This is a genomic window from Bradyrhizobium sp. 195, from assembly GCF_023101665.1.
Classification (GTDB): domain Bacteria; phylum Pseudomonadota; class Alphaproteobacteria; order Rhizobiales; family Xanthobacteraceae; genus Bradyrhizobium.
In genome coordinates this window covers 2,478,339-2,490,267 of sequence record NZ_CP082161.1, presented here as the reverse complement: position 1 = coordinate 2,490,267, position 11,929 = coordinate 2,478,339, and the positions used below count along the sequence as shown (strand labels likewise).

Below are 11,929 nucleotides of genomic sequence, written 5' to 3'. Positions count from 1 at the left end.
CGATGGAGGCAAGCCGGAAATTTCCGCCGGGCGACTATCCGGCCGCGCGCCGCGGCGTCAGATGGGCCGAGCCATCTGCCGGCGGGGCGATATGCATCAAGATGGTCTGGGTGGCGGATGCGACGTCGATGCCGTTCTGCTGGAAGCGCAGCTTCATGCGGCGGTTGAATTCGCGCTGGACCGGCCAGCGGCCGGCCTCGGTGCAACGGATCTGGCCGACGATCGACACCATCGCGCCGTCGACCTTGTCGATGCCCCACAGATCGAGGTCGCCGCGGATCAGCGCGCGGAATTCGGGTTCGCGGCGCATCTCGTCGACGATGTCCTTGAGGATCTGACCCGCGCGGTCGGTATCTTCCTTGTAGGCGACGTTGACGCTGACCGAGGCGTTGCCCGCGCCGCGGCTGGCATTGGTGATGGTCGTGACGGCGCTGAACGGCACGATGTGCACGGCACCGTCACCGGCGCGCAGGCGGATGGTGCGGATCGAGACGTTCTCGACCACGCCCGAGAGCCCGGAGACGCTGACATTGTCGCCGACCTGAACCGTGTTCTCCAGCAGCAGGAACAGCCCGGTGATGAGATCCTGCACCAGCTTCTGCGAGCCGAAGCCGATGGCGATGCCGACGATGCCGGCTCCCGCGAGCAGCGGCGCGACGTTGACGCCGATCTCGCTCAGCGCGGTGAGGCCGACCACGGTTGCGATCAGGCAGAGCAGCGCGGTGCGCAGCATCGGCTGGAAGGTGCGCAAGCGCGCGGCGCGGGCATAGTGCCCGTCCCGCGACAGCGTGTTGATCTGACGGTCCAGCAGCGCGTTGCTGGCTTCCCAGATCGCCGCGGCGACGAGAACGGCGACGCCGATCGTCACCACGGCCGAGATCAGCCGGCTGCCGATCTGGCCGCCATAGAACCAGACGATGGCGTCCACGCCCCAGACTTCGAGCACGGCCACGAAGCCGATGAAGACGATCACGCCTGATACGATCTTGCGCAGCAGCGGCAGATAACGGTTGGCGCGGATTTCGAGGCCCGGAAAGCGCTGCAGGATCTCCGGCTTGATGCGGAAGCCCCGGTCGATCAGGCTCAGCGTCAGCATGATGGCGACACGCGTGATCACTGCGACCACGATGGTGCCGACGAAATATTGCAGCAGCAGCGAATAGCCGTTGCGGATGTTGAGCGCCCACACCGCCCAGAGTGCAAGATCGAGCGCGATCGCAAGATAATGCCAGCCGCCGGCGACGCGGTTGCGCAGCCGCGCCGCGATTCCCGCCTGGTCGGCGGGCGCGCGAATGGCGTCTGCGACCTGGCGGCGACACTGCAGGATGATGACGACGATGAAGAGATGCACGACCAGCATCACCATGCGGAGCAGCGCGGCGTAACCGGCACGATGCAGACCCAGCAGCAGCGCCACATTGGCGAAGGCGATGCCGGATACGCCGACGCCGACGATGCGGCGCGCCCAGATCTCGACATAGGCCGCCGTCTCGGCTCGAACGGGAAACAGGCCGAACGGCCCCGCCAGCGCACGGACCACGCAGATGAGCCCGCGCGAGAACGCATAGGCGTTGGCGACCGCGAGAATCACGAGGCGAACGGTCGTGGGCTCGCCGATCTCGGTGCCGAGCAGCGCGGTGGCGACGCCCATGAAGACGAACACCGGAAGCAGCTCGAGCACGAGGCGCCCGACCACGAAGGGCAGCCGCAGCAGGACCTGCCAGATGCGCGCCAGGCTGTGCCGGCGCTTTTGCAATTCAGGTACCGGCGTCACGTCGGCGACTGACGAGGGCGGATCGGCGATGGGCAGCGCCTGCGCCGGCAGGCGCGCGGCATGCGGCACGCGTCCTTCCAGAAACGCGACCGGACGCCGGATCAGCCGGAACAGCACCCATTCGGCGGCGAGCGCGCAACCGAGCACCAGTGCGAGCTTCCAGGCGATCTCGATCAGGAGATTGTAGGCCGCCGGATCGTTCGCGGTCCGCACGATCCAGTAATAGAACGCCGGGAAATGCGTGAGCGTCCGCGCCACACTGGCGATCTCGCTCGAGATCGCGCCGATCTCCTCCGACACGGTGAGCAGGAGCTGCGCGCCGAGGCCGTCGGCAGCGAGCGGGATCGGCGACTTCTGCTCGGGCGCTGGCGCTTGCGGACCAGACGCATTGGCGATCGTGCGCAGCGTGTCGATCATCTGCGCACGTTTTTTGTCGTCCTGGAGCGTCTCCAGCGCACGCTTGGCTTCCTCAGGCGACAGCGCGGCAGCACTGTTCGCGGCCGGCGGCTCGGCGCGGGCCGCGGAGAGAGATGAGATCGCGAGGAAGAGAGCGGCGAGGAGCGCCGGGGCAAGCTTATGCGACACGCTGTTTCCCTGAAAAAAATGAATGCGCCCGCGGTGTCGTGGCCGTCACCGCCGAAGCACATGCGTCATGTCGGATGGCTGCTATTCGCCCGTGGCCTGTGTCGGAAGTGGGCCTTTGAGGCGACATTCTCTTGGCATTTGCCGCAATGCGAAGATGGGGAACCGGGCGTCAGTGGGGCTAAACGCAACAGAACGCGATCCGTCTTTCCGTAGAATTCTCGCAGCTCGACTCACGAGAGGGCGTTATGCCCGGGCTTGTCCCGCCTGCGCGGCCGAGGCCGCTTCGGCGCGAAGGCCCGGGCATCCACATTCTTCGCACGGTGCGGCAAGTCGTGGATGGCCGGGACAAGCCCGGCCACGACGGCGTGACACACGTACCCTGCATGCCATGACTCCGTCATTCCGGGCGTTGGCCCGGAATGACGGCGAGGAGGAAGGAGGACAAAGCAGGATGTGAAAACACGCCTGTCACGGGGCCGCATCACGGCCACCCGACATGATCAACGTGATGCAAAATACAGCGCCGGGAAGGTAGGGGCTCTGCCTTACTGATGCAGCCCGCTAAACCTTGACCCGGCGTGCCGTTCGCGGTTTCTGCCGCTATGCGATAGTCCGAACGAGCTCCGTCGCAGTTAACGCGGCTGGATTTGCGGAGGTGGAGTCATAGACCTCCCCTTGCTCATGAGGTGGACGTTGCGCGTCGCTTTGTTTGCGACCATCGGTATGCTCCTCCCGTGCCACAAAACTGTCAAGCGGGATCAATCGGGTGAGAGATCACAATTGCGCGCCGGACCTTGGGGCGGCATGGGACCGCATCGTGCGTGTCGACCGCGATACCCTGCGACTCAATGCAGCGGAATAAAGTCTTCCCGCCAGCGTTTGTGACGGCGAGGATACGCCGTTCTCCTACCCTCGTTCATTTCCAGAAAGCCAACATGAAGATATCGATTTGCGTGACTGCTTGCGTGACTGCGCTCGCCGCACTCGTGGCCGGGCTCGGATCCGCCGCCGCACAAAATCCGCCGCAGACTTCGACCAGGAAGGTCGAGGGGACCGAGAATGTCTACGTCTTCCGCTATGGCGGCCATCAATCCGTGTTCGTGGTGACGCCGAAGGGCGTGATCGCGACCGACCCGATCTCGTACTTGCGTCCCGCAAAGCCTTATATCGACGCGATCAAGGCGGTCACAGACCAGCCGATCAAATACGTCATCTACAGCCACCATCATTACGACCACATCGCCGGCGGCCAGCCTTTCAAGGATCTCGGTGCCACCTTCATCGCGCACCGGCGAACCAAGGAGCGCTTCCTCGAACTGAAGAAGCAGAAGTCTCTGCCCGCCGACGTCGTGATGCCGGACCAGGTGGTGGACGACAAGAAGAGCATCACGCTCGGCGGCACCACGCTGGAGCTGAACTATGTCGGCCGCAACCATTCCGACAATTCGCTGGTGATGCGGCTGCCGAAAGAGAAGCTCGTGTTCGTGGTCGACTTCGCGCCGATCGAGCAGGTTCAGTTCCGCAACATCCCCGACAACGCCTCGCCGCTGGAGTACATCGCCTCACTGAAGAAGCTGGCGTCACTCGACTGGGAACGGATGATCCCCGGCCATCCGTATGCCGGCGGCCGCTTCGGCACCAAGAAGGACATCGAGGACGACATCGCCTACATGGAGGATCTTTCCGCCGAGGTGAAGAAGGCGGCGGACGCCGGCAAGTGCTTCGACACCGCGATGAAGGAGGTGAAGCTGCCGAAATACGAGAAATGGGCGAACTACGAGACCGCCCTTCCCGCCAATGTGGAGCGCTTCTGCTACTGGTGGGCGCGCGGGTATTGAGGGGGCGGCTTGCTCGCAGATCGTAGGGTGGGCAAAGGCGCTCTTGCACCGTGCCCACCATCTCTCCCGGATGAAGATGATGGGCACGCTTTCGCTTTGCCCACCCTACGGGATCGGAGATGGTGACATCATGCCCCTGTTTTGCCCGACGGGTCAAACGGCTTCGTAAAATCCGCAAGTACTCGCGGCGACCGCCAAGCCATTGATTCCGCTATTCCCGGCTACTGTGCATGGGGTTGTTTTCGCAGTTTTGTCCGCGACCACGTGCGCCGCGGGCCACAACGACTTGAGAACAAAGTCGCCTAGAGAAACATGTCTGTCAGATCGACCGTCGAGGACTCTCCGACCCGGTCGAAGTTTCGCGCCAGCCAGCTTCGCGCAGCCTCGCGCCCATCATCGCGCAGGCGGCACAACAGGCTCCATTCGGGATGGAATTGCGTGGCCGTGCCGAGTCGCGACATCAGCTGGTCGTTGCCGATCCAGTGCATGTACATGCGGCTATGTCTGTCGCTGTCGAGCTCGCCATTGTCGATCAGCCGCGTGGCAAAGGCGATCGCGCGCATCTCGCGCATCAGGGACGAATTGAAGCTGATTTCGTTGATGCGGTGGAGGACGTCGGCTGCACTGGCCGGCAGTTCGTCGCGCCGGATCGCCGTGACCTGCACGATGATGACGTCGTGACTGCCCCTGCGGTAGATCAACGGATAGATCGCGGGATTGCCGAGATAGCCGCCATCCCAATAATGCTCGCCGTCGATCTCGACGGCCTGGAAATAGGGCGGCAGGCAGGCCGAGGCGAGCACGGTTTCCGCGGTGAGAAGCGGGCTCTGGAACACCTTGATCTTGCCGGTGCGGACGTTGGTGGCGTTGAGAAACAGCTGCGGCGCCTCCGGCGAGGAATTGAGCCGGTCGAAATCCACCACGCGCTGCAGCAGCGATCGAAGCGGATTGAACTGGAAGGGATTGAGCAGGTTCGGCGGCAGCGTGTGCGTCAGCGTGTGGATGAAGGCGTGGACCGGATGATATTCCGGCGGCAGCTTCAGGGCCTGGATCCACTGGTTGAGCGGCGAGAACAGATCGTACGCCATGTCCATCCGCGACACTTCGTACCAGAATGCGTGCAGGTTCTGCCGCGCAGCCTCCGCGCCTCCGTTCGCCATGCCGGAGGCCATCGCCACCGCATTCATCGCGCCGGCGCTGGTGGCGCTGATCGCCTCGATCGCGAGCCTGCCATCCTCGAGCACCTGGTCGAGCACGCCCCAGACGAAGGCGCCGTGCGCGCCGCCGCCCTGGAGCGCGAAGCTGACGTTCTTCCGGTTCGCGGTCTCGTTCACTGTCACTTGGCTCGCTTCCTGCCCCCCTTCTCCTCTTTCTCCAGCGCCTTGCGCACCTCGTCGAATTCGCCCAGCGAGGCCTTGTCGGCGCGGGGAAAGCGCAGGTCCAGCTTTTCGAGCGCCGCATTGATCACCGAGCCGATCACGACGCGCGCGAACCATTTGTGATCAGCCGGCACGACGTACCACGGCGCATGAGACGTCGCCGTGTGCCGGACGATGTCCTGGTAGACCGCCTGGTAGCGCGGCCACAGCGCGCGCTCCTTGATGTCGTCCATGGAAAACTTCCACTGCTTGGCCGGCTCCTCCAGCCGGTCGAGGAAACGCTCGCGCTGCTCCTCCTTGGACAGATTGAGGAAGAACTTCAGCACCACGGTGCCGTTGCGGGAGAGGTAGCGTTCGAAGGCGGAGATGTCCTCGAACCGCTCCTTCCAGATGTTCTTGGTCACGAGCTTTTCCGGCAGTTTCTCCTTGGCAAGGATCTCCGGATGCACGCGCGTCACCAGGCATTCCTCGTAATGGGAGCGGTTGAAGATGCCGATGTGGCCGCGCTCCGGCAGCGCGATCACATGGCGCCACAGGAAATCGTGGTCGAGCTCCTTGCTGCTGGGCGCCTTGAAGGCGCTGACTTCGCAGCCTTGCGGATTGATGCCCTCGAAGATCGCCTTGATCGCACTATCCTTGCCGCCGGCGTCCATGGCCTGGAACACGATCAGCAGCGACCAGCGGTCCTGGGCGTAGAGCTTCTCCTGAAACTCGACCAGCCGCCTCTTGTTGGCGTCGAGGATCGCTTGCGCCTTCTCCTTGTCGAGGTCGCCCTTCTCGTCGGTCTTGTGGTCCTTGAGATGAAACTTGCCGGAGCCATCGTAGCGGAATGGCGTGATGTAACGGTCAAGTTCCTGGGCGAGCGATTTGGACGGCTTGTTGCTCATGAGCGCGGGGCACCTTGCGTTGCGGCTTCAATCGGTCGAGCACGCTACCAAGGATGCCCTTGGGAAGGAATATGATGAAAAGCACGAGCAGCACGCCGTAGACGAGATTGTCCCAGCCGACCGCCTTGGTGCCGAAGCCGATGCGAAGGGTTTCCGCCAGCAGGATGGTGATCACGGCACCGAAGGTCGGGCCGAGCGAGACGAACAGGCCGCCGACGATGGCCGCGAACACCATCTGGAGCGACACCGCAATGCCGCTGACCGTGTCCGGCGTGATGAACATCTGGTACTGGCAGTAGATCGCGCCCGCCAGAGCCGTCATCACCGCACTGAGCAGCGTGATCTTCAGCTTCTCCGCGGTGACGTCGACGCCGGCGGCGGCCGCGGCGTCCTCGTCCTCCGAAATCGCCTCCAGCGCGTAGCGTGCCATGCTGCGATCGACCCAATGCCAGACCACGATGCCGAACAACCAGACCCCGAGCGCGATCAGGTACCAGGTCGTCTTGTCGTCGAATTGCAGCGCCAACAGCTTGTTTCCCGAGGTCCGGTTCGGCGTATAGCCCAGCGAGCCGCCGGTATAGTCACGCGTTGCCGTGATGACCTGGAGCACGATGCCGGAGAGCGCCAGCGTCACCAGCACGAAATAGTGCCCGGTGATGCGGAAACGGAAGCAGGGATAACCGACGATCAGCGCCAGCGCGCCGGCCGCGACCATGCTGAGGGGAATGCCGATCCAGGGCGACACGCCGAGATGATTCCAGAGCAGCGCGGTGACATACGCGCCGATCCCCATGAAGCCGCCATGGCCCAGCGAGACGAGGCCGAACCGCCCCATCATCGACCAGGAGGTGTAGGCGAACGACCAGATCAGGATCAGCACCAGGATGTGCAGATGATAGGGATCACGATAGACGAAAGGCAGCGCGACCAGCGCCGCCAATCCTATCCCCCAGGCAGCAAGCCGCCCCTGCCCCATCATCGGCGCCTCGCGAGCAGGCCCGCAGGCCGGATGAACATCATGACGATGAAGAAGGCGAAGGCGAGCACATAACCCCATTCGAGATCGGAGAACAGGCCGCCGAGCGAGATGATCTCGGCGAAGACGAAGGCGGCAATGAAGCCGCCGATGAAATTGCCGAGGCCACCGAGCACGCAGATCAGGAAGGTGATCGGCCCGAAGGAGAGGCCGACGAAGGGATGCACGTCATATTGCAGCACCAGAAGGCAGGCGGCGAGCCCCGCCAGCGCGCCGCCGAGCGCCGAAGTGATGAGATAGATCCGCCTGGTGTCCACGCCCATCAGCGCCATGATCTGGCGGTCCTGCGAGATGGCACGGATCGCGGTGCCGGTGAAGGTGCGCGTCATGAACAGATAGACGGCGACCATGCCGACCAGCGCGGCCAGGAATGACAGGAGTCGCGCGTAGCTAAAGTTCATGTCGCCGAAGGCGAGCACCGGCAGGCGGATGCCGAGATTGCGGAAGTCGATGCCGAAAGCGACGGTGGCAAAGCTCTGCAGTACGAACAGCACCCCGCCGGTCGCGAGCAACTGGTTGATCGGCGGCGCGGTCAACAGCGGCGCGATCACGAGGTAATGCAGCGCCGCGCCGAGGACCGCGACCAGCAGAATGGTGAGAGGGGCCGCAACGAAATAGCTGATGCCGTAATACTGCACCATGAAATACATGGCGTACATGCCGATCATCACGAGCTCGGCATAGCAGATCCAGGTCACGTCGATGACGCCGAAGATCAGGTTGAGCCCGAGCGCCAGCAGCGCCAGCACGCCGCCGAGCAGGATGCCGTTGATCACGGCCTCCAGCAGATAGATGTCGAATATGTCCAGGAACGCCTGCATGCCCATCATACCCCGAGATACGCTTCCTTGACGGTGTCGCTTGCGAGCATCTCGGCCGAGGTGCCGGACGCCCTGATCGTGCCCGCCTCGATCAGATAGGCGCGATCGACCACTTTCAGGACCTGCTGCACGTTCTGCTCGACAATCAGCACCGTCAGCCCGCTGGCGCGGATCCGCTTCACCAGCTCGAACACCTGCTGCACCACGACCGGCGCCAGCCCCGCCGACGGCTCGTCCAGCAGCAGCAGTTTTGGATTCGACATCAGCGCACGGCCGATCGCGCACATCTGCTGCTCGCCGCCGGACATGGTGCCGGCCATCTGGTGGCGCCGTTCCTTCAGGCGCGGAAACAGGTCGAAAACGACTTCGATCCGCTCGGCATAATGACCGCGCGCCTCCTTCATGAAGGCGCCCATCTTGAGATTGTCGTCGACCGAGAGCTGCGGAAACAACCGCCGGTTTTCCGGCACATGCGCAATGCCGAGGCTGACGATCTTGTGCGGCGGCGTTGCCACGACGTCGACGCCCTCCATCCGGATCGACCCGCGCGAGGGCCGGATCAGGCCGGAGATGACGCGCATCAAGGTGGTCTTGCCGGCGCCGTTGGGGCCGATGACACCGACGGCCTCGCCGGCCTTCACGTCGAGATTGACGTCGAACAGCGCCTGGAACGTGCCATAGCCGGCATTGACGGCGCGGAGCTCCAGCATGCCTAGCCTCCCGCGCGGCGGCGCGCTTCGGCGGCCGCGGCCTGCGTGGTCTCGGCATCGGTGCCGAGATAGACCTCGATCACGCGCGGGTCGCCCGCGACCGCGCTCGGCAGGCCTTCCGAGATCTTCTCGCCGTGATCGAGCACCATGACGCGATCGACGACGCGCATCAAGACGCCCATGATGTGCTCGACCCAGATGATGGTGATGCCGAGCTCGTCGCGGATGTTGCGCAGCATGTTGGCGGCCTGATCCATCTCGGCCTCGTCGAGACCGCCGAGGCTCTCGTCGGCGAGCAGGAGCTTTGGCGAAGTGGCGAGCGCCTTGGCCAGCTCGAGCTTCTTCAGGCCGGCCGCGCCGAGGCCATCGACGCTGGCATGGCGATCGGTCGGCAGGCCGACCATCGCCAGCGATCGTTCGGCCGCCTCCTCCGCCCTGGCCCGGCTGTGGCGGCCCTGGCCGTAAAAGCCGGCGAGCGCGACGTTCTCGAAGATGGTCAGGCGGCGGAACGGCCGCGGTATTTGGAAGGTACGGCCAATGCCACTGTTGATGATCCGGTGCGGCGCGAGGCCTGCGATCTCGGAGCCGCCGAACATGATCGAGCCCGATGTCGGCGCCAGCGTGCCGGAAAGCATGTTGAAGATCGTGCTCTTGCCCGAACCGTTGGGACCGATCAGGCCGAGGATCTCGCCCTGATCGACCTGGAACGACACGTTGTTGACGGCGGTGAAGCCGCCGAACCGCTTCACCAGCCCGCTGACTTCCAGCACCAAAGCCCTCCGCTGCTACTGGTTGCTGTAGGTGGTGCCTTTCGGCAGCGGCAGCACGGCCTCGCGCTGCGCCTGGCTCTTCGGCCACACCACATGAGACTTGTCCTCGAGATACTGGATCACGACGGGGAACGAGCGCTCGTTCTGCCCGGCCATGGGCGTGCCCTCGCCGTAGAACTTCACGCCGAAGCCGAGCATGGTGCCACCCTCGGGAATGTCGGTGTCGAGCGCCGCCTTGCGCAGCGCATCGGGATCGACGCCACCGTACTTCTTGATCGCCCGCGGCAGCACATCCGCCATGAACACGTAGGTGTTGGACGCGCCGATGCCGACATGGGCGGAGCGGATGGCAACGCCGGGCCGGATCTTGTCGAACTCCTCGCCGACCATCTTGATGACGGGCGAGAGCTTCGGATCCATGGTCTTCTGGTTGGCCAGCCAGATCGAGATCGGGTCGGCGTTGAAGATATAAGTGGCGTCGGCCCCCATGCCTTCCTTCAGCTTCTCATAGACACCATAGCCCGCGCCATGCCCCATCAGCGCGCCGAACCTCAGGCCTTGCTCGCGCGCCTGGCGCAGCAGCAGGGTGATGTCCGGATTGTAGCCGGTGTGGAAGATCACGTCGGGCTTGGCGCGTTTCAGCTTGGTCACCAGCGGGGACAGATCAGGCGCTGTCGCCGAATAGCCTTCCTTGAGCACGACGTTGAATCCGGCTTTCTTCGCACCGGCCTCGTTGCCCTTGGAGACGTCGACGCCATAGGCGCCGTCCTCGTGGATGATGGCGACGCGCAGTTCCTTCGGTTCCTTGCCGAACTTCTCCTTGGCGTTCTGCGCGATGAAATCCATCGTCATCAGGCCGAACTGGTCGCCGCTCGCCTGCGGCCGGAACACGTATTTGTAGCCCTTCTCGTTGAACACGGCCGACGAGATGCAGGTCGTCATCCACATGAACTTCTTGAGCTGCTCGACGCGGGCGGCTACGGGCACGCACTGCGCCGAGGAGAAGAAGCCGAGCACCATGTCGACCTTCTCCTGCTCGAGCAGGCGAACGGATTCGTTGATGGCGATGTCGGGCTTGCTCTGCGCGTCGGCATAGACCGCCTCGATCTTGTAGCCCTCGACGCCGGACTTGGCGAAATGGTCGAGGATGATCTTTGTGCCGACATAATTGAGTTCGGAGCCACCGCCGGCCAAAGGCCCGGTCAAATCAAAAACGACGCCGATCTTGATCTTCTTGTCCTGAGCCTGGGCGGACACCACCAAGCCCGTCGCCGATATCGCGACCACCAGCCCACGTACCAACCGGGCAGCCATGCGCAGGCGCATCAAAACCTCCCTGGACGATTGTGCATTGCATTCGTCTTGCTTTTCGTTGCCCCCATCACATGGGCTGCGCGCAGCGATGTCAAGCCTTGCGCATCAGCGCGAAGCGAACTGCTGCTCGATAAAGGCCGTGACAAATCGCGGCATGGTCTGCGTGAGATCACTCATCCCGCGCACGAGATGAATGGCCGACAATTCAGGCTCGTCCTCACGGGCGAGATTGGCTTCGATCAGAGCGCGAGCCTGATCGCCGGGCATGTCCAGATTGAGCACCTGCATCATCGCAATCGTGGGGCCGCTGACGATGCAGTGCCAGTCCGGCTCGGCCCGATAGTCCGCCGCGGTCAGGCCGGTCTCCTCCTCGATTTCGCGGACGACGCTGCCGGGAATGTCCAGCCTGCCATCCCTGACGTCGTCGAGATCGGGCGTGCCCGACGGGAAATAGATGCGGCCTGCGTTGGCGGTGTGCTGGGCCATCTCGCCCATCACGAAGGCGCCGTCTGACGTGCGCAGCGCGCCCATGCCAAAACCGTTGAACACGGCGGGACCGGGAAAGCCCCAGTCGCGCCAGGCGAGGAAGCTTGCGAAATCGGTCTCGAAATAGGTCGAAGCGAAATGGCCGTCCGTGAATACGGGATCGCACCCGAGCAGCACGGGGCCATTCCAGATCTTCGGCCGTTCGTGCTGCTTTTCGGCGAAATGCGCCGCGATCTCGGCGCGCCGCTCCTCGGCGAACGGCCAGACGATCGGCCGCACGGCAAGATCGAGCGTCGTGACGCGATGAATGATTGGTGACGCCATGAGGG

Annotated in this window: 10 protein-coding genes; 1 reads left to right on the top strand and 9 read right to left on the bottom strand. The window is 63.8% G+C overall.

Features of this window, described 5'->3' with window-relative positions:
• Positions 1 to 34: 34 nt before the first annotated feature.
• Positions 35 to 2,359 (bottom strand): mechanosensitive ion channel domain-containing protein, encoded by a 2,325-nt coding sequence (locus IVB26_RS11520; RefSeq protein WP_247971764.1) that lies wholly within the window; start codon positions 2,357 to 2,359, stop codon positions 35 to 37.
• A gap of 935 nt (positions 2,360 to 3,294) precedes the next feature.
• On the opposite strand from IVB26_RS11520, the gene IVB26_RS11515 reads away from it, so the two are divergent.
• The gene (locus IVB26_RS11515) at positions 3,295 to 4,197 is read left to right on the top strand and encodes an MBL fold metallo-hydrolase (RefSeq protein ID WP_247971763.1); all 903 of its coding nucleotides are present in this window, start codon (positions 3,295 to 3,297) and stop codon (positions 4,195 to 4,197) included.
• A gap of 302 nt (positions 4,198 to 4,499) precedes the next feature.
• On the opposite strand, the gene IVB26_RS11510 is transcribed toward IVB26_RS11515, so the two are convergent.
• The 8 genes from IVB26_RS11510 to IVB26_RS11475 all read right to left on the bottom strand — a co-directional run bounded on the left by IVB26_RS11510 (position 4,500) and on the right by IVB26_RS11475 (position 11,924).
• Positions 4,500 to 5,537, bottom strand: coding sequence for a patatin-like phospholipase family protein (locus IVB26_RS11510; RefSeq protein ID WP_247971762.1), 1,038 nt, complete (start codon positions 5,535 to 5,537; stop codon positions 4,500 to 4,502).
• A complete protein-coding gene (locus IVB26_RS11505; RefSeq protein ID WP_247971761.1) occupies positions 5,534 to 6,463 on the bottom strand; it encodes a polyphosphate kinase 2 family protein in 930 nt (309 codons plus the stop codon). Before IVB26_RS11505 ends, IVB26_RS11510 begins: the two co-directional genes overlap by 4 nt.
• On the bottom strand, positions 6,423 to 7,442 hold the full coding sequence (locus IVB26_RS11500) for a branched-chain amino acid ABC transporter permease (protein WP_247971760.1): 1,020 nt from the start codon (positions 7,440 to 7,442) through the stop codon (positions 6,423 to 6,425). The genes IVB26_RS11505 and IVB26_RS11500 overlap by 41 nt, the downstream gene beginning before the upstream one ends.
• Entirely contained in the window at positions 7,439 to 8,320 is an 882-nt protein-coding gene (locus tag IVB26_RS11495; protein ID WP_246929923.1) for a branched-chain amino acid ABC transporter permease, read from the bottom strand. Before IVB26_RS11495 ends, IVB26_RS11500 begins: the two co-directional genes overlap by 4 nt.
• Before the next feature lie 5 nt (positions 8,321 to 8,325).
• Positions 8,326 to 9,030 carry an ABC transporter ATP-binding protein gene (locus tag IVB26_RS11490; RefSeq protein ID WP_247971759.1) on the bottom strand — a complete coding sequence of 235 codons (705 nt, stop codon included), beginning with the start codon at positions 9,028 to 9,030 and terminating at the stop codon, positions 8,326 to 8,328.
• A gap of 2 nt (positions 9,031 to 9,032) precedes the next feature.
• Positions 9,033 to 9,800, bottom strand: a complete 768-nt coding sequence (locus IVB26_RS11485) for an ABC transporter ATP-binding protein (RefSeq protein WP_247971758.1) — start codon at positions 9,798 to 9,800, stop codon at positions 9,033 to 9,035.
• A gap of 15 nt (positions 9,801 to 9,815) precedes the next feature.
• On the bottom strand, positions 9,816 to 11,126 hold the full coding sequence (locus IVB26_RS11480; protein ID WP_247971757.1) for an ABC transporter substrate-binding protein: 1,311 nt from the start codon (positions 11,124 to 11,126) through the stop codon (positions 9,816 to 9,818).
• 93 nt (positions 11,127 to 11,219) lie between these two features.
• The gene (locus tag IVB26_RS11475) at positions 11,220 to 11,924 is read right to left on the bottom strand and encodes an NUDIX hydrolase (RefSeq protein ID WP_247971756.1); all 705 of its coding nucleotides are present in this window, start codon (positions 11,922 to 11,924) and stop codon (positions 11,220 to 11,222) included.
• Between the last annotated feature and the right edge of the window lie 5 nt (positions 11,925 to 11,929).